At 60.0% G+C, this 19122-nt stretch carries 10 protein-coding genes and 1 CRISPR repeat array; of the genes, 9 read left to right on the forward strand and 1 reads right to left on the reverse strand.

Going from position 1 to position 19122, the window contains the following annotated elements:
* The first annotated feature begins 286 nt into the window (after positions 1–286).
* The 9 genes from cas6 (at position 287) to ACT3HL_RS07945 (ending at position 18589) form a co-directional block, all read left to right on the forward strand.
* The gene (gene cas6 / locus ACT3HL_RS07905) at positions 287–1099 is read left to right on the forward strand and encodes a CRISPR-associated endoribonuclease Cas6 (protein WP_445086280.1); all 813 of its coding nucleotides are present in this window, start codon (positions 287–289) and stop codon (positions 1097–1099) included.
* On the forward strand, positions 1096–3246 hold the full coding sequence (cas8b, locus tag ACT3HL_RS07910; protein WP_445086281.1) for a type I-B CRISPR-associated protein Cas8b/Csh1: 2151 nt from the start codon (positions 1096–1098) through the stop codon (positions 3244–3246). The genes cas6 and cas8b overlap by 4 nt, the downstream gene beginning before the upstream one ends.
* On the forward strand, positions 3239–4372 hold the full coding sequence (gene cas7b, locus ACT3HL_RS07915) for a type I-B CRISPR-associated protein Cas7/Csh2 (protein ID WP_445086282.1): 1134 nt from the start codon (positions 3239–3241) through the stop codon (positions 4370–4372). Before cas8b ends, cas7b begins: the two co-directional genes overlap by 8 nt.
* Complete coding sequence (cas5b, locus tag ACT3HL_RS07920) at positions 4372–5202, forward strand: type I-B CRISPR-associated protein Cas5b (protein WP_445086283.1); 831 nt, start codon at positions 4372–4374, stop codon at positions 5200–5202. Before cas7b ends, cas5b begins: the two co-directional genes overlap by 1 nt.
* A complete protein-coding gene (locus tag ACT3HL_RS07925; RefSeq protein WP_445086284.1) occupies positions 5199–7829 on the forward strand; it encodes a CRISPR-associated endonuclease Cas3'' in 2631 nt (876 codons plus the stop codon). The genes cas5b and ACT3HL_RS07925 overlap by 4 nt, the downstream gene beginning before the upstream one ends.
* A gap of 62 nt (positions 7830–7891) precedes the next feature.
* Positions 7892–8422: a Dna2/Cas4 domain-containing protein gene (locus ACT3HL_RS07930; protein ID WP_445086499.1), complete on the forward strand. Its 531-nt coding sequence runs from the start codon at positions 7892–7894 to the stop codon at positions 8420–8422.
* 2 nt (positions 8423–8424) lie between these two features.
* The gene (gene cas1b / locus ACT3HL_RS07935; protein WP_445086285.1) at positions 8425–9417 is read left to right on the forward strand and encodes a type I-B CRISPR-associated endonuclease Cas1b; all 993 of its coding nucleotides are present in this window, start codon (positions 8425–8427) and stop codon (positions 9415–9417) included.
* The gene (cas2, locus tag ACT3HL_RS07940; protein ID WP_445086286.1) at positions 9417–9677 is read left to right on the forward strand and encodes a CRISPR-associated endonuclease Cas2; all 261 of its coding nucleotides are present in this window, start codon (positions 9417–9419) and stop codon (positions 9675–9677) included. The genes cas1b and cas2 overlap by 1 nt, the downstream gene beginning before the upstream one ends.
* 110 nt (positions 9678–9787) lie before the next feature.
* Positions 9788–16629: direct repeats of the CRISPR family, unit length 30 nt; unit sequence GTTTCAGACGAACCCTTGTGGGGTTGAAGC.
* 226 nt (positions 16630–16855) lie between these two features.
* Positions 16856–18589, forward strand: coding sequence for a radical SAM protein (locus ACT3HL_RS07945; protein ID WP_445086287.1), 1734 nt, complete (start codon positions 16856–16858; stop codon positions 18587–18589).
* A gap of 50 nt (positions 18590–18639) precedes the next feature.
* On the opposite strand, the gene ACT3HL_RS07950 is transcribed toward ACT3HL_RS07945, so the two are convergent.
* Positions 18640–19038, reverse strand: a complete 399-nt coding sequence (locus tag ACT3HL_RS07950; RefSeq protein WP_445086288.1) for a TRAM domain-containing protein — start codon at positions 19036–19038, stop codon at positions 18640–18642.
* Positions 19039–19122: the final 84 nt, after the last annotated feature.

Genomic DNA, 19122 nt, shown 5'->3' on the forward strand with positions numbered 1-19122 from the left:
GCCCGGTGGATACAGTGAAAGTGTATCCACGGTATCCGGGCACGCTAGCAAAGAGCCCTTTCGGGAACTGTCTCCCAGCGTACTAGCATTGTCTGTTAGTACGTAAATCGGTTCCGCTGAACCAATCTAGGGTTGAAGAAAATGTCCGGGAGGCAATAACTTGGGCGCACCACGTTTCAGATGAACCCAGAGTGGGCTGGTGCAAATATTTATTACCTCGACATAAGATCAACAATCACCGATAAATGAATACCAATCGACATAAAACGCGCCGGAGCTCCGCTGTATGCGGGTTTTAGCCCGCCTCTCGGCGCGGGCGGACGCGGCGTACGACAACGCGTATCACCACAAACTACGCGGTCGGATGTGGCGGGCGCTCGAGGGAACGGCCTTCGAAGACGTTCACGATACGAACGAGCCGCCGGGGTTCGTCTTCTCGAACCCCTTTCCGCCGGGGAATATGCGCGAGGGCGATGAGCGCACGCTGCTCGTCGCGTCTCCCGACGAAGAGCTGCTCGCACACGTCGCAGAGAACCTCAAGGAATATCCGGAGCTCAACGTCGGGGAGATGCCGTTCACCGTCGAGGATCTATCCGTCCTTTCTCCTGACGTCGGGGAACCCGGGAGTTCGGGCGTGCTCGAAACCGGGACCGGACTGCTCGTGCGGATCCCGCCGTGGCGTTGTGACGACTACGGCATCGCCCATCCCGGTGAAGATACTGCTGTCTACTGGCAGCCTGAGCATGGGACAAAGCCGCTGCGAAAGCAATTGGCCTCGAATCTCGATCAGAAACACGCCCGCCACGCACTAGAACACCTTCCCGGACCGAGTGACCGGCCGGGAGAACTGTTCGACGGATACGAACTGATCAAAACGTTCGCCGTCCCGGTCGAGGTGACACAGGGGCAGACGATGACGTACGTCCTCAGCAAGTGGCGGCTCCAGTACACCGTCCGGGACGACCACCATCGACGGCACCTGAACCTCGCCCTCGACTGTGGCCTCGGCGAGCGAAACGGGCTCGGACTCGGCTTTATCAACGTCTCCGAGAAGCGCGGTCCGTACGGAGCCCTCGCCGAGGAGGTGCACGGCGAGTGAGCCTCCTCCCCAGTCCCTCCGAGTTCGACGACGAGTACGACGACGAGGAACTCGCCGCCGAGCTTCCCGATCGACCAATCACGTCGCTTCGTGACTTGCAGTACCTGTACGGCAGGCTGTACACGCTCGCGACCGCGGGCGGCGGGGAGTTCGCACCGTACCTGACGCCGGAGAAATCGACCGACCTGTTCGGCGAGTCCGAGAGCTTGGCCATACTCCAAGTCGATCTGACCGGGAACGAGCCGCGACTCGATCCCGACGAGCCCGTTCGGTTCCGGACGTATTCGCGCGACCTCGTCGAACCCGTCGCTCACTCGTGGTTCAACGCGGCTCGAGGCTTCGACCACAGCATCACCCATCGAACAGGGAAGGGAAAAGAGCCCGAGAAGATCGCCGAGTACCTGACCGAACGACTCACTGCGTGGGCGTCCGACGAGGTGATTCAGGACGCAGTCGCCGCCCACGATGACGGTTGGATCGTCGAGGCACTCGCGGCGCTCGGTGAGCGTGATGGGATCGCCGATGACATCACCCAGGCGGTCACAGAACGGATCAACGGACCGACGACATCACTGACGACCGTCGCCGTGAAGCTCGACGCGGACGGCGACTACAAGCTCCCTGGCGCCTGCGGCACCGACGTGTTCAACGTCGCGATGCGGGAGCGCAAGCGCTCGAAACTCGTCTCGAAGGGCGAGGCGACGAACTCCGCGGGCGACGCGACGGACCTCGTGACCGGTGCGTACGGACGGACGGTCGGCACCGCGGAGGATCCGCTCAACTACTTCCTCGGCAAACAGCTGGAGAAGTTCCCCGGGTTCGACCCGGACGAGGCGTGGCGAACGCATCCCGTCTCCGAAGACGTCGCGGTGACGCTGATGAACGCCTCGACGTTCGTCGACGCGTGTAGCTACTACACGCTCGAATCGAACGTCTACTACCTCCCGTACTTCTTCGGCCGACTGACGTCCGAAGACGCACGCGAGTTGTACAAAATACTATACGGAGCGGTCGATTCAGAAAATATGACTCCCGTACAGGAGACGTACAACGCGTACCATCGAAGCCCCTCCACCGCGGATCTCGCCGAACGGATGCGCTTCTACGTCGCGGCGGTGTTGAAACACCAGACGAAGCGGTTCGACGTCTTCGGCGATTCGTTGGGCTGTTCACTGCTCCACCCTGTCGAGCTCGCGGGCGCGCACGAGGCGATCACGAGCTCGTGGGTGTTCGACGCGACGGCGACGCTTCCTCATCCGGACGTGCGCCCCGCGCTTCCGACACACGAGAGTTGGGACCTCCTCGATGGGACCGAGCGGTATCTACTCGGAGCCATCGCGAGCGGCTGGTACTTCGAATCGACGTACTCGAAACCAGACGACGATCAGTCGGCGTCCGCGGACGACTTCCGGATCCAATCGCTCGTGAGCGCGCTGTCTGGCGATCAGATCCCCGTCGAGACCCTACTCGAGGAGTACGTCGACCGATTGATCGACGAGGGGGCAGAAAGCTTTCCGACCTTTCGGGTGGCGACGCAGTACGCACAACTGTGTGCCCTTGCGACCGCTGGCGCACTGACTGGTGACGACGAATCGCTGACGAAACCGACCGCGTATACGAACACCGATATGACACACGCGACAGACACACGCGCCCGCGCCGACGGGGGATCGCCCCGCGAAAAGCGCGAAGCGAAGCTCGAACAGTTCCTCGATCAGACTCCCGCGCTCTCTCCGGAGAGCCCGGAGCGGCGCGGGGGGTTCTTGCTCGGCGTCCTCGTCGGCCAAGTCACCGGCTATCAGCAGGTGAGCGAAAACCGTTCGACGACGCTCGTCGATCAGTACCCGATCAAGGCGATCACGGGGACGAAAGTCAAGCGCCTCGCGAGCGACGTCCTCGACAAGAACGTCGTCTACTCCCGCGAAAACGGTCTCGCCTCGACGATGTACGGGGAGGTCGTCACCGAACTCGTCGAGATCCTGCCGCGAGTCGGCGAGGACGGGGCGTGGGAGATCGATACGACCGACCTCCGCTACTACTACGCACTAGGTGTTTCCTACGGGATGAACAACTGGACTACCGACGGCTCCGAGGGAGAATCGGCCACCGAAGAAGACGCGACTGCCACGGAGATCTCAGATGACTGAACACGCCTACGCCGACGACAGCTACGACCCCGTACAGCACCGCTCAGAGATCGTTTTCTGCTATGACGCCGTCGACGCCAATCCGAACGGGAACCCTCTCAGCGGAGCGAACCGGCCACGGATCGATCCGCAGACGCAGCAGGCAGTCGTCACGGACGTCCGTCTGAAGCGCTACCTCCGTGACCAACTCGACGCGGACGGCCACGGCGTCTACGTCCGGAACGTGAAAAACGAAAAAGGAAACCAGTCCGAGCGGTGGGAACTCCTCCGTGACCGGCTCAAGGGGCTGGACCCCGACGAGTGGGACCTCGGTGATCTCAACGAGGAGGGGGAGGCGAAACTGCGTGAGGATATCTTCGGCGCGTTCCTCGACGACGCCGCCGACGTCCGATACTTCGGAGCGACGATGAGCCTCGACCTCCAAGGGAAATACGAGGGGTTCGAGGACTACCTCCCAGATCACTTCACCGGTCCCGTTCAGTTCTCTCCGGGAAAGACCATCCACCCCGTTCAGGAGAACGAGGAGTACAACAGTCTCACGAGCGTTATCGCGACCGGCGCGGACAAAGAGCAGGGCGGGTTCGACCTCGACGACCACCGTATCCAGTACGGGTTCGTGGCGTTTCACGGCCTCGTCGACGAACACGGGGCGGCGGATACGAAACTCTCGCCGGCTGACGTGAAGCGACTCGATACGCTCTGTTGGCGCGCGCTGAAGAATCAGACGATCAGTCGCAGCAAGGTGGGACAGGAGCCGCGTCTGTACCTGCGCGTCGAATACGCCGATGAGGGCTACCACCTCGGCGGACTGACCCGCGACCTCGGCGTCGACGCGGGGCATTCGGAGCCGATCGAGCAGGTCCGCACTATTCGCGATCTGACTGTCGATCTGAGCGACCTCCTGTCCCGTCTCGAACGCAACGCCGACCGGATCGAGGGCGTTCGAGTCGCAGCCAGCGACGTGTTCGAAGCGAGTGCGGACGGCGAGCTCCTCACGCCCGGCGACGACCGTGGGTCTCACGGGGTCTACGAAGCGCTTCGCGACCGACTCGGGACCGCAAGGGTCGACGTCGTCGACGTGTACGAGGAGGCTCCCGAAACGATGCCGACCGCGGCAGAGGACTGATGAGTCAACGCTCGCTGGAGAACTGGGGCGACGCCGATGGTGGAACGGAGGACACCTCACGTGGCTCGAAGGAGGGTACGGCGCTCCCGCAGACGTGTCTCTCCTTCGAGATTCGGGGTCCGTGGGCGCACTTCCGTCGCGTCGAGGGAAACATCGTCAAGCAGACGTACCGCATCCCGCCGCGGACGACAGTGGCGGGGATTGTCGCCGCCATCCTCGGAATCGGTCGCGATCAGTACTACGAGGCGTTCGGCCCCGCCGTCTCGGCGATGGCCATCGAGCCGCTCGCCGAACTGCGGACGATGAACGTCCCGCAGAATACGCTCTCGACGGCGAAGGAACACCTCAAGACGGTCCCGTCGAGGGGCCACGCGCGAGTCTCTCTTCCCGACCCGACCGAACTCCGACAACAGCACAACTACGAATTGCTCGTCGAGCCGGCGTATCGCGTCGACCTCCGACTCGGCGACGACGGGCTCTACGAGCGGTTACGCGACCGGCTTGCGGCGGGAACGAGTTACTACCCGCCGAGTCTCGGCCTCTCGGAACACTTGGCTGAGGTGGATTATCTCGGCGAGTTCGACGTTACATCAGTCGAGTCGGCGGATGTCCGCGTCGACTCCGTGATCATCAACGCGGTCGACGACGTCGTGATGGAGCCGGAAACGCAGGTGCGCGTGGAGCGTTCCCCCGGGTATATGGCGGCTGACAGCGGGGGTCGAACGACGACAGAGTTCCTCACGGTCGCGTACTCCCCGGCGGGGGAGTCACTGTCGGTGACCGACGTCGAGGCCGTCGAAGTGGACGGTCGACGAGTGATCTTCGAATGAGCGACTTCCGAGACCGGCCGTCGCATCGCGGTCCGAACCGCGAACCGATCCCGCTCGATTGCCACTTGGAAGACGTCGCCAACAGCGTTGCGGGACTCGTCCCGGGACATGGGGCGACGCCCGACGGGAACTCGGTGCGAGAACTGGCGCGTCGAGTCGCGTTCGTTCACGACTTCGGGAAGCTCTCCTCGTGGTTCCAAGCTCACTTCGATGGGGACGACCCCACAGAGCCGACACACCACGCACCCGTTGGGGCGCTCGTCGCCCACTACGTGCTCTCCGTGTCCGGCTTCGACGGCGATGATCCCCTCGTCGGGTTCCTCGCGGTCGCCCGGCACCACGGACGGCTTCCGGACACGGCGGAGTACGTCGAACGGTCGACAGCGAGTATGACCGGGAGTCGTGCGAAGCAGTTGTTCAGATCCGACGTATTCGCGCAGGTCGACAACATCGACGAGACGGTTCCGGATCTCGCGGACGAGCTAATCCGGCGTGCGACCGACGGCGAGGGGTCGTGGGCCGAGTTCCGTGAACGGATGGACACCGCCCGTGAGAACGGAGTTCACCGCGCCGTTGCAGCGCACGTTCTCAGCGGTCGAGCGCTCACCGCACGGGAACCGGACCGACTCTCGGACCGGTTTTACGATGCAGTCCTGCAGGTGTGGAGCGCACTCGTCTTCGCGGACAAGACGAGCGCAGCGTCGCTAAGTACCGGTATCGAAATGGGGGCCGACGCGTTCGATGCCACAGTCCCGTCCCGTTCTGCCATCGACGCACACGTCGAGGGGCTTCTGCTGGACGCGGCCGCGGACGACCTCGACGAGACGACGCGACAGCTGAACCAAGACCGCGAACGCGCGCGCCGTCGCATCCGGGGTCGGGCGGAGAAATTCGCCCGCTCTGCGGAGTCGATCGCGACGCTCACGCTCCCGACGGGCCTCGGAAAAACGCTCTCGGGGCTCGACGCGGCGCTCACCGTCCTTCGCCAACAGGAGGGGGACGGTCGCGTCGTCTACGCGCTCCCGTTTACGTCGATCATCGACCAAGTCGCCGAAGTCAGCCGGGACGTCTTCCCCACCGAGGACGGTGGCGACCTTCTTACCGTCGACCACCACTTGGCAGAAACAGTCGTTGACCTCCCGGACGATCCGGAAACGGTCCCTAGCGATGAGAGGGAAACGCTCGCCGCGATGCTCGGTGAGAGTTGGCGGAGCGGGCTCGTCGTGACGACGTTCGTCCAGCTGTTCGAGAGTCTCGCTGGACCCTCGAACGGCCGTTCGATGAAGTTGCCGTCGTTGTACGGTTCGGTCGTGGTTCTCGATGAACCGCAGGCACTCCCACTCGACTGGTGGCCGCTCGTCGAACGCCTCGCGGAGACGCTCACCGAGAGATACGGCGCGACAGTCATCTCGATGACGGCAACGCAACCGAAACTGTTCACCGCGGACGGGACGCCACTCGAACTTATCGGAGATCCGGACCCGTACTTCGAGCCGCTCGACCGGCTCGTCTTCGAGCTTCATCACTCGGCCGAAGCAACGCTCGATGGCCGCACCGAGCCGGTGTCGTACGAGGATGCGGCACGGGTTCTGACAGAACGACTGGATGGCGGTTCGTCGGTCCTCTCCATCTGCAACACGATCGACAGCGCTCGGGAACTCGCTACCACTCTCCTTCATCGGTGTGATGCGATCAACGTCAACGAGGTGTACGACGAACGGCTCCGCAGCCATCAGGGTGTCACCGCGGAGTTAGATGCGGGCGGGACGATCCAAACGGTGCTCGACCGCCGTGAAGACGGGGTTCCACTCGTCGTTCACCTGACGACGCGGCATCGCCCTGTCGACAGGGCCCATCTCATCGAGGTGGCGAGTACGCTCACCGAACGCGGTGTTCCCATTGCGTTCGTGTCGACACAGCTCGTCGAAGCCGGCGTCGACGTCAGCTTCGACGAAGTCGTTCGAGATTTCGCACCGCTCGACAGCCTCGTCCAAGCGGCTGGACGGTGCAACCGATCGTTCGATCGCGACCGCGGTCGCGTCACCGTGTGGACGCTTGCCCCGCCACAGGACCGCGAAGAGACGCCGTCCACGGCAGTCTACGACCGCCAGGGCGATAGCCTGACGAAACTGACGGCCCTCGCGCTCAATCAGGTTTACGACGGGGCCCCGATCCCCGAGCCGGTCGTCACTCGCGACGCGGTCGAAGCATACTTCGGGATGCTCGATACGCGTAACGTCGGGAGAGGAGAATACGTCGATTACGTCGACCGGGCTGACGCCGAAACGCTCGGAAGGCTCTCGCTGATCGACGAGCGCCGTGCTGTCGACGTCGTGGTGGCACGGACTGCCCGCGAGTCTGAACAGCTTACGGAGGTTCGTGAGGCCGTCGCCGCCTTCGAGTGGGACCGATTAGACGCCCTCGTCGACCAGTTCTCGCCGCTACAGGTGTCGATCCCCGTCTACAGCGCCGCGGACGCGACTGGGCCGCTGGCCCACCTCGAACGACTCTATGCCGATGCCGAACGGGTACAACTTGACACCCGACACGGCCGACACACATCCTATTTCAACGCGACCGAGGGAGTCCGTGTCCCTGACACGTCTGCGGAGGCGCGGTTGTTGTGACTGGTTCCTCGGACGTAACCGGGACAGACACGTCAGAGCTCGGCTCCCGGGGAGAGTACCCGATTGAACAGTTGAAACGAACTGCAACTGGCGAGCCGGTGGACGATCCGTTCCGCGTGACTGGGGTGATGATGCAGTATTTCCACGTCTGTGAACGGGAACTCTGGTTCGCAAGTCGCTATCTCGAAATCGACCGCGAGAACACGGCAGTCGTCCGCGGTACTCGCGTTGACGAGACAGCGTACGAGTCCGAACGCGAGAACCTCTCGTTGGGAATGATCTCGCTCGATCTCTTACAGGACGGGCGCGTCGTCGAAGTCAAACCGTCTTCGACGCTGGAGGAGCCGGCACGAATGCAGCTGTCGTACTATCTCTGGTATCTCGCGGAAATCGCAGGCGTCGAACGTGACGGCGTCCTCGCGCATCCGACCGAACGGAAACGCGAACCGATCGAACTGACGACCGAACGGCGAGAGAAAGTCGAGGACGCGATACGAGGGATATACGCCGTCGTGACGTGCGAGCAACCGCCGCCTGCGAGTGAGAAGCCGTTCTGCTCGTCGTGTGCCTACCACGACTTTTGTTGGTGCTAACAATGGACCGCAACTATCACGTCTTCTCTGACGGACGCATCGAACGCCGGGACGACACCCTGCGCGTCGTCACTGAGAGCGGCGAAAAGAACCATCTCCCCGTCGAACACGCCGAGGCCGTATTCCTTCACGGTCAGATCGATTTCAACACCCGACTTATTTCGTTTCTCAACGACCACGGGATCGCTGCACACGTTTTCGGATGGAACGACTACTACTCTGGGTCAGTAATGCCGAAGAAGGGACAGACATCCGGACGTACTGTGGTTGCACAGGTGAATGCGTATGAAGATGAGATTCACCGACTTGAGATCGCTCGTGAGTTCGTCGCGGGGAGCATTCATAATATGCGGGCGAACGTTCGGTACTACGATAGCCGCGATCGCGATCTCGAGGACGCGCTTGGCGAGTTAGATGTCGCTGCTGAACGTGTTTCTGCCACGGAGTCCGTGTCCGAGTTGATGGGCGTTGAGGCGACTGCTCGGAAGGCGTATTACGCGACGTTCGAGCCCATTCTCCCGAATGACTTCGCGTTTGGCACTCGTCGGTTCAACCCGCCGCCGAACGAGGTGAACAGTGTCATCTCTTTCGGCAACGCGCTCGTCTATGCAAACTGTGTTTCAGCGATCCGCGCGACTGCGCTCGACCCCTCAGTGAGCTATCTCCACGAACCGGGAGAGCGGCGATACTCGTTGTCATTGGACGTCGCCGATCTGTTCAAGCCGTTGTTGGCCGATCGGGTTATGTTCCGGTTACTGAACCGCCGGCAGCTCTCCGCTGAGGATTTCAGATCGGAAGTGGGCTCTTGTCTCCTCACCGAACGCGGACGCAAAACGTACACGAAGGCCTTCGAGGAAACGCTCGAAGAGACTATCGAGCATCCGGAACTCGACCGGAAGGTGAGCTATCAGTATCTCTTGCGCCTCGAAGCGTATAAACTCAAAAAGCACCTCTTGGCCGGTGAACCGTATGAGGCCTTCCGGAGGTGGTGGTAATGTACGTCGTTCTCGTGTACGATATGGAGGCCGACCGCACGCAGAAAATGCTCAAACTCGGCCGTCGCTATCTCACTCACGTCCAAAATTCCGTCCTCGAAGGGCAGATTACTGAAGGTGATTTGACCGCGCTGGAGAACGCGATCGAAGATCTACTCCTCCCCGGTGAGAGTGTAATCGTCTACGAACTCTCCTCGGACACACTGCTCAATCGAACGGTGTATGGTGACGATCCTGCGGAAGAGAGTAGATTTATTTAGTAACGATTTTCGACCATCGACCCCCTTGGCCATAGCGAGTATTGGTGGTCGATGGAAACATTTGTGTCAGTGTGCAATGTACGGAGTCTATAGCCCGTGTATTGGGCATAGTTTCAGACGAACCCTTGTGGGGTTGAAGCAGCTTCTCGTACCCGTCTGCCGCCAGCAGGTCCGTGTTTCAGACGAACCCTTGTGGGGTTGAAGCGGGTACCGTGATCGTTGCACTGTCTAATTCCGGCGGTTTCAGACGAACCCTTGTGGGGTTGAAGCAGAACTGTAGTAGTGAGCGAAATATCGACGCCCAACTGGTTTCAGACGAACCCTTGTGGGGTTGAAGCGCCTGACGACCGAACGATTTGGTGGAAGGTGGTGGGTTTCAGACGAACCCTTGTGGGGTTGAAGCACGGAGCCCCAAGCGTACGACGAGGTACTAACCGGGTTTCAGACGAACCCTTGTGGGGTTGAAGCGTCTGAAACGAAACCTCTAGTTTCGGGTGGTAGAGGGCGTTTCAGACGAACCCTTGTGGGGTTGAAGCACCGAGGAGTGGGTCAACTGGCAGGACAAAAAGAGTTTCAGACGAACCCTTGTGGGGTTGAAGCAGTTGCCCGCCTACGGGATTGATACCGAGGTCCGCGTTTCAGACGAACCCTTGTGGGGTTGAAGCACTTCAGATAGTGTCTACAGATGATGCAGACACGAGTTTCAGACGAACCCTTGTGGGGTTGAAGCTACGTTTGGGAGTACACTGGCGATGGGTCTGATAAGTTTCAGACGAACCCTTGTGGGGTTGAAGCAAGACCGGACGGACCCGGCACACTCGTCACAGCAAGTTTCAGACGAACCCTTGTGGGGTTGAAGCGCGTCCGAGCCGTGTTCGCCACCGGGTTTCGTCGTGGTTTCAGACGAACCCTTGTGGGGTTGAAGCTGGCGGCCTGATACCCCGACGCCGTGACATGATCCCGTTTCAGACGAACCCTTGTGGGGTTGAAGCTTGTTCTGGTTCGGTCATTGTGTCCACCTCACTGGTTTCAGACGAACCCTTGTGGGGTTGAAGCCTCGGTTATAAGCACCACGCCAAATCGCAGTCACGGTTTCAGACGAACCCTTGTGGGGTTGAAGCGTGACCACGACGACGCGACGTGGTGCCCGACGTGGTTTCAGACGAACCCTTGTGGGGTTGAAGCGAGATCGTGGTACCGTCGATGTCGAGCCCCCAGCCGTGTTTCAGACGAACCCTTGTGGGGTTGAAGCATCCAAGGCGATTATGTCAAATTCTGGGGGGAGGTGGTTTCAGACGAACCCTTGTGGGGTTGAAGCCGAAGGAGGGTCATCCAGCGGCTCAACTCCGAACCTAGTTTCAGACGAACCCTTGTGGGGTTGAAGCATACGAAAAGTCGCCCGTGACACTCAATTGAGCTTCGTTTCAGACGAACCCTTGTGGGGTTGAAGCAATAATGACAGTGACACTTGTAAACGATAGAAAGTTTCAGACGAACCCTTGTGGGGTTGAAGCCGTGCCTTCGGCAACTCCATACGAGTCGATACCGCCGTTTCAGACGAACCCTTGTGGGGTTGAAGCGTCTGTTCGGCTCGCTCTTTCCCGAAGGCTAAGATGTTTCAGACGAACCCTTGTGGGGTTGAAGCACGATTGAAGACCTACGGACAAATGCCCTAGTGCGTTTCAGACGAACCCTTGTGGGGTTGAAGCGTCGTCTGCAAGTCCGCCAAGTTCTTCTTTCTGTTGTTTCAGACGAACCCTTGTGGGGTTGAAGCACGTCAGACTGACCGTGGTGGTAGTCTTTCGCGCCGTTTCAGACGAACCCTTGTGGGGTTGAAGCGAGGACTGGTACGACCGGATACGGTCCCAACCGGCGTTTCAGACGAACCCTTGTGGGGTTGAAGCATCAATCGTGTATTCGGTGCCGTCGTCCGTGGTGTAGTTTCAGACGAACCCTTGTGGGGTTGAAGCCGGCTCAGGACGACACCACACCTAATACCGATCAGGGTTTCAGACGAACCCTTGTGGGGTTGAAGCCCCATCACAGCTTGGGCAGATCGCTTTCCCGCCGTAGTTTCAGACGAACCCTTGTGGGGTTGAAGCGAGCGTATAGACGAGTTCGAACCGCGCGCCCGGACTGTTTCAGACGAACCCTTGTGGGGTTGAAGCCGTCGAGTGGTCGCCACGGGTTCGATAGCGTTCCGTAGTTTCAGACGAACCCTTGTGGGGTTGAAGCGCCGCCAATCAAAAGCGACGGACTGAGCAAATCAAGTTTCAGACGAACCCTTGTGGGGTTGAAGCAAGAGTGATAAGGAACGCTTTGATGAGTTGCAACCAGTTTCAGACGAACCCTTGTGGGGTTGAAGCTCTTTGTTTGCGACTCTATGCGATAGCGACAACCGCGTTTCAGACGAACCCTTGTGGGGTTGAAGCAGTACGAAGGCATCACGGCCAACTACGACAAAGAGGGGTTTCAGACGAACCCTTGTGGGGTTGAAGCGCCAGTATCGAGTTGACTTGGGACTGTGCGCCCCCGGTTTCAGACGAACCCTTGTGGGGTTGAAGCGCCGAACGGGGCTGCGGCAAGGCCACTCTCCCAGTTTCAGACGAACCCTTGTGGGGTTGAAGCACGGTAGAGGAACTATGCCCGGTGATGAGGTAAAGAGTTTCAGACGAACCCTTGTGGGGTTGAAGCAGCAATCGCTTTGTCGGTTGCCTCAGATCCGAGTTCGTTTCAGACGAACCCTTGTGGGGTTGAAGCACGTTCTCACTGGGGACGAAGTATCCGACCACTCGTTTCAGACGAACCCTTGTGGGGTTGAAGCGCAGTGCTGCTCGCCGTCTGGGATGTAATCGCCGTGGTTTCAGACGAACCCTTGTGGGGTTGAAGCTTCACCGACGCCGTCGAGGGCTTGTCAGGCGACCGGTTTCAGACGAACCCTTGTGGGGTTGAAGCAATCGACGTTGAAGAGATTATTGAACGGATCAAACAGTTTCAGACGAACCCTTGTGGGGTTGAAGCCCCCACGGCCAGGCGTCAACCTCCTCTATTGGGAGGTTTCAGACGAACCCTTGTGGGGTTGAAGCTTGGTGGCGAGCGGGACGCCCACCTGTGCCGACGACGGTTTCAGACGAACCCTTGTGGGGTTGAAGCCACTCACGGGAAGTCCGAACCTCGAACCGAGACCCAGTTTCAGACGAACCCTTGTGGGGTTGAAGCGGAAGTCGTGGATACGCCGGACGGGATAGGCGTCATGTTTCAGACGAACCCTTGTGGGGTTGAAGCCGACACAGATTAGATATTACGCTACGTCACTATAGTTTCAGACGAACCCTTGTGGGGTTGAAGCCTGTGTCTGTGTCTCTTCTATCTCGGTCGTAGGCTCGTTTCAGACGAACCCTTGTGGGGTTGAAGCGCGGACGCACTGGCGGGCGCTAATTATGTCAGAGAGTTTCAGACGAACCCTTGTGGGGTTGAAGCACCGAACCACTCCTTTTGGGTCATATCCTCTGGTTGGTTTCAGACGAACCCTTGTGGGGTTGAAGCGACCGAGGGCTTAGAGTTCAAGATCCAACCCCAGCGTTTCAGACGAACCCTTGTGGGGTTGAAGCGACTTCGCCTAATTCGAGCTAATGTCTTGGGGCGCGGTTTCAGACGAACCCTTGTGGGGTTGAAGCTCATAAAGACGGCTGTAAGTTATTCATCCGAGACTAGTTTCAGACGAACCCTTGTGGGGTTGAAGCCGATCCGCGAGTCACGACCGCGATCGTCGCTAACGTTTCAGACGAACCCTTGTGGGGTTGAAGCACGAAAGCGAGCGTTTCAATAATGGTTAGTTTCAGCGTTTCAGACGAACCCTTGTGGGGTTGAAGCATCCCCGTCGTCTGAAACCGAAAGATCCGATCCAAAGGTTTCAGACGAACCCTTGTGGGGTTGAAGCGTCCCGAAAAACCAAGGGCCAATATCAGCCCAACAAAGTTTCAGACGAACCCTTGTGGGGTTGAAGCGCCCCACGAGAACAGGTCGTGAACCGCGAACCTTAAGTTTCAGACGAACCCTTGTGGGGTTGAAGCAGCCTCAAGCGCGTCAACGCGGGTGTCAATCCCCCGGTTTCAGACGAACCCTTGTGGGGTTGAAGCGTTCCCTGATAACGACGTGACCGTTAAGAACGCCGAGTTTCAGACGAACCCTTGTGGGGTTGAAGCAACCTCATATCTCGTTGATTCTAAGGTTTCCATATCGTTTCAGACGAACCCTTGTGGGGTTGAAGCTTCGTCAAGTGCGCTTGTATCTATTGTGAGCGTGTTGTTTCAGACGAACCCTTGTGGGGTTGAAGCGCCGTTTGCGTCGGTTGGGAATGTGCTAACGGTCGTCGTTTCAGACGAACCCTTGTGGGGTTGAAGCTGGATAAACAAAGCCATATCGTCACGCAGCAAGAAGTTTCAGACGAACCCTTGTGGGGTTGAAGCAAAGCCGGATAGTCACCCTGATTTGGACTACGTAGCGTTTCAGACGAACCCTTGTGGGGTTGAAGCTTGTCTTACATTCGGGGTTAAGTATTCAAAACCAAGTTTCAGACGAACCCTTGTGGGGTTGAAGCCAGCAGCCTGAAACCCAGGAACCCGAGACGCCCGAAGTTTCAGACGAACCCTTGTGGGGTTGAAGCAAAATGTTACGGTCTACGATCAAGACACAGAGATAGTTTCAGACGAACCCTTGTGGGGTTGAAGCTTCGAGTGCCCTGCCGCCAGGAGGACATCAATCTATGGTTTCAGACGAACCCTTGTGGGGTTGAAGCCCCCGTCGACGAGAAGTTGGCCGACACTTTGGACGGTTTCAGACGAACCCTTGTGGGGTTGAAGCGAGCTCTATCAAGCGCTCGTCGACGACGAAGCGTGTTTCAGACGAACCCTTGTGGGGTTGAAGCTTCTCGGAGAACTCAGGCTGGGAGAAGTCGAAGGCGGTTTCAGACGAACCCTTGTGGGGTTGAAGCGAGTCCTCTTCGCGAGGGCGGTTCAGGTTGAGGGTTTCAGACGAACCCTTGTGGGGTTGAAGCAACCTCGAAATGTAACGGGAGGTTGCCGATTGCCGGGTTTCAGACGAACCCTTGTGGGGTTGAAGCCGGCTCTAACGATAACGTCACTATCTCGCGTGCCATGTTTCAGACGAACCCTTGTGGGGTTGAAGCTCGTCTGGTGAGGGGTACGCACCCATCAGCCGCATCAGTTTCAGACGAACCCTTGTGGGGTTGAAGCAGGCTTTGCTCTGGTTCTATTCCGACAACCAGAGAGTTTCAGACGAACCCTTGTGGGGTTGAAGCCGTCCTCGTCGAGTGCGAGCGCCCGATACGTCGGCGTTTCAGACGAACCCTTGTGGGGTTGAAGCGCCGATTTCCATCCAGCACTTATCGTATGGCGCTTGTTTCAGACGAACCCTTGTGGGGTTGAAGCACGTTTGCGAGGTACTACGGATGAAACGGAATGGTTTCAGACGAACCCTTGTGGGGTTGAAGCCACGAGAGCGACACGTCCAGTCGCCACATCGTCGGTGTTTCAGACGAACCCTTGTGGGGTTGAAGCAGTCTGTGTATCCGCATCCTGAATGTCCACGTTGTTTCAGACGAACCCTTGTGGGGTTGAAGCTTCGGCCCCCCGGAACATATCTTTGAGGTCGCCACTGTTTCAGACGAACCCTTGTGGGGTTGAAGCAACGAGCAGGTCATACTCGTTATCATTGAACTCCCAGTTTCAGACGAACCCTTGTGGGGTTGAAGCCCGGTAGTGGTGTTTGGCCTCTCCAATACGGATTGTTTCAGACGAACCCTTGTGGGGTTGAAGCTTCCTCTGGGTCCAGCGGATCTTCTGATACGGGGTTTCAGACGAACCCTTGTGGGGTTGAAGCCTCCTTGCGTGCTCATTGCTGTCTTGTTCAGGCACGGTTTCAGACGAACCCTTGTGGGGTTGAAGCGCTCAACGTCATCGTCTACGACGGCAGCGGCAGCCCGTTTCAGACGAACCCTTGTGGGGTTGAAGCCACGGCGGGCCTCTCGTTTGAGCGCAGCGTCGGCCGTTTCAGACGAACCCTTGTGGGGTTGAAGCGCAGTCGAACCTCGCGGGGCGGTAGGGGAACAGCGAGTTTCAGACGAACCCTTGTGGGGTTGAAGCGCGTCAACGGCACGACGGTCGAACTCCCCACGGCGGGTTTCAGACGAACCCTTGTGGGGTTGAAGCACCGATTCGGAGGAGTTCGCCGAGTACGTCGAAGGTTTCAGACGAACCCTTGTGGGGTTGAAGCGTTCTGCGCTTGCGACTCCCGCACTGGAACAGTGTTGTTTCAGACGAACCCTTGTGGGGTTGAAGCACGGAGGGCTTGATAGATCGCGGTCTCACTCGGTGTTTCAGACGAACCCTTGTGGGGTTGAAGCTCGTCCCTGTGCCCGCCGCTCGAAGTCATCGAGCAAGTTTCAGACGAACCCTTGTGGGGTTGAAGCTCCGGTCGCGAGTGGGAGGGCGACGTGCGCGAGGAAGTTTCAGACGAACCCTTGTGGGGTTGAAGCCGGTGCCCGCGTCCGAGTTGATGAGCGACCGCGTCGTTTCAGACGAACCCTTGTGGGGTTGAAGCCCCTACTCAAACTCCCAACTTGTGGCCGATGCCGGGGTTTCAGACGAACCCTTGTGGGGTTGAAGCAACGTGTATCAAGTTCTCCCGCGAGCACGACGCACAGTTTCAGACGAACCCTTGTGGGGTTGAAGCACCACGCACCCGCCCGCGACGCAGACGGCCGGAGATAGTTTCAGACGAACCCTTGTGGGGTTGAAGCGAGGACCACGACTCGGACGACCACGACGACATCAGTGTTTCAGACGAACCCTTGTGGGGTTGAAGCAACTGCAGGCCAAGCGCGGATGCAAGTCCTTCTGTGGTTTCAGACGAACCCTTGTGGGGTTGAAGCACCAGAATCTGCACCCCGGAATGCAAGCCGAGGAACGTTTCAGACAAACCCTCGTGAGATTCTAGTCCATATGGGACGCTCGCGTCAACGAGAGTGGATTCCACTTCAGGCACATTGATGACGTATCCACCGACTTGATCGCAGCGTATCATCAAGAGGATTTATTTTTACGCTATCTTGTCCGCAGAGAGTGAGCGTTTTACCGCTCGGCCGCCTGTGTCCCGCTATGACCGATCCGGCCGATCTCTCCGTGACGCTCGTCGACGGGTACGTCGACGAGCCGGCGCACTTCGGCGTGCCGCCGTATCTCTCGACGTACCCGCGCGTTACGGCCGGTGCGATCGTCGACGCCGGCGTCAAAGCGGAAAACGTCACCTACCACACGATCGACGAACTCCGCGAGGAGAGACGAAAGTGGGCCGACGTGGCCGACGCGGACCTCTTCGTCTACCTCGGCGGGATGACCGTCCCCGGGAAGTACGTCGGGGGGACGCCCGCCGAGCCCGACGAGGTGCGCGAACTGGCGTGGGTCGCCGAGGGCGTCTCCGTGATCGGCGGTCCCATCCGCTTCGGCGTCGGCGAGGAGAACGCCGGGGCCCAAGAGATGCGCCGACAGGACCTCGATTACGACTACCTCGCGATGGCCGACGTCGAGGCCGCCGCCTACGACCTCGTCGACAGCGGCCTCGAGGGGTTCGAGAACCGCTACCGCGACAACGACGAACTGGACCGCTGGGCGGCGAAGGGCGCGTTCGTCGTCGAACAGCACCCGAACCACCCCGACTACCTCATCTGCGAACTGGAGACCTCCCGGGGCTGTGCGTACCGGTGTTCGTTCTGCACGGAGCCGATGTACGGCGACCCGTCGTTTCGCACCCCCGAGTCGGTCGTCGGCGAGGTCGAGGCGCTCTACGAGCGGGGTGTGCGGCACCTCCGAATCGGCCGCCAGGCCGACATCCTCGCGTACGGCGGCGACGGCGAAGCCCCGAATCCCGACGCTCTCCGGCGACTCTACGGCGGGATCCGCGAGGTCGCACCCGATCTCGGGACGCTACATCTCGACAATATGAACCCGATCACGGTGGTGAACTGGCCCGAGAGATCGAGGGAGGGCATCCGGATCATCGCCGAGCACAACACCCCCGGCGACACGGCCGCGTTCGGCTTGGAGTCCGCAGACCCCGTCGTCCAAGAGGAGAACCACCTGAACGTCACCGCCGACGAGTGCTTCGAGGCCGTGAAGATCGTCAACGAGGTGGCAGGCTGGCGACCGGGCGACGACCCGGGCGACGCGCCGACACACGGCGCCGAAGCCGCGAACCGCCTGCCGAAACTCCTCCCCGGGATCAATCTCCTGCACGGACTCAAGGGCGAGCGCGCGGAGACGTTCGAGCACAACAAGCGCTTTCTCGAACGCGTCTACGACGCGGGGCTGATGGTCCGCCGGATCAACATCCGGCAGGTGATGGCCTTCGAGGGGACCGAGATGGCCGACGAGGGCGTCGCGATCGCGCGCGAGCACAAGAAGCGCTTCAAACAGTACAAACGCGAGATCCGCGAGGAGATCGATCGCCCGATGCTGCGCCGACTCGCGCCTGTCGGGACGGTCCTGCCGGACGTTCACCTCGAGTACCACCAAGACGGGCGGACGTTCGGCCGCCAACTGGGGACGTACCCGCTTCTTGTCGGACTCCCCGGCGAGCGCGAGTTGGGACGGACGATCGATATCGCGGTCGTCGACCACGGCTACCGTTCCGTGACCGGAGTGCCGTATCCGCTCGACCCGAACGCCGCCACGATGGACGAACTCACCGCGATCCCGGGGATCGGCGACCGGACCGCCGGCGACATCGTGGTCAACCGACCCTACGACTCCGTGACGGCCGTTCCGAGCCCCGAGATCGACTTCGAGACGTTCACAGGAAAGTATCCGAGAGAAGAGCGCCCGCGCGCGGACTGACCGCCGGACCGCCGTCGCCCAGAGCGTTGCCCACGACCGTGTGAACGCGGTTAGATCTCCTCTTCGATCACTTCACCGACCGCGAAGTTCGATTTGACCTCGGTGACTTCGATCTTCACCCGGTCGCCGACGTCCGTGTCGGGGACGATGATCACGTAGCCGCGTTCCACGCGGGCGATCCCGTCGCCCTGCTTTCCGATGTCCTCAATCTCGACGTAGCGCAGCTCGCCGGGCTCGACCGGCGGCTGGGGCTCCGTGGACGGTCGCTCCGTCTCGGTCGATTCGGAAGCCGCTTCGACCGCACGAGAGATGAGAGCGACGCGGTACGTCTCGCCGGGCTCTATTGATCCGGTCTCGACTTCGCGCTTGGGTACTTCGACGACGTATCGGTCCTCTTCGGCGCGAACGTCCGCGTTGAACAGACACAGGAGTTTATCTGAGATTTCCACCGTGTAGACCTCCGGTGGTACGTATCGTCGGATCGTTAAAGTAGTACCGCCGCGAGGGCCGCCGGAGCGGGGCGATTCGGTCCG

This window comes from Halobellus sp. GM3 (assembly GCF_052545375.1).

Excerpts from the sequence above, each read along its gene's own strand:
- cas6 (WP_445086280.1), top strand. The coding sequence starts at position 287 with ATGCGGGTTTTAGCCCGCCTCTCGGCGCGGGCGGACGCGGCGTACGAC.
- cas7b (WP_445086282.1), top strand. The coding sequence starts at position 3,239 with ATGACTGAACACGCCTACGCCGACGACAGCTACGACCCCGTACAGCAC.
- cas5b (WP_445086283.1), top strand. The coding sequence starts at position 4,372 with ATGAGTCAACGCTCGCTGGAGAACTGGGGCGACGCCGATGGTGGAACG.
- ACT3HL_RS07925 (WP_445086284.1), top strand. The coding sequence starts at position 5,199 with ATGAGCGACTTCCGAGACCGGCCGTCGCATCGCGGTCCGAACCGCGAA.
- cas1b (WP_445086285.1), top strand. The coding sequence starts at position 8,425 with ATGGACCGCAACTATCACGTCTTCTCTGACGGACGCATCGAACGCCGG.
- cas2 (WP_445086286.1), top strand. The coding sequence starts at position 9,417 with ATGTACGTCGTTCTCGTGTACGATATGGAGGCCGACCGCACGCAGAAA.
- ACT3HL_RS07945 (WP_445086287.1), top strand. The coding sequence starts at position 16,856 with ATGACCGATCCGGCCGATCTCTCCGTGACGCTCGTCGACGGGTACGTC.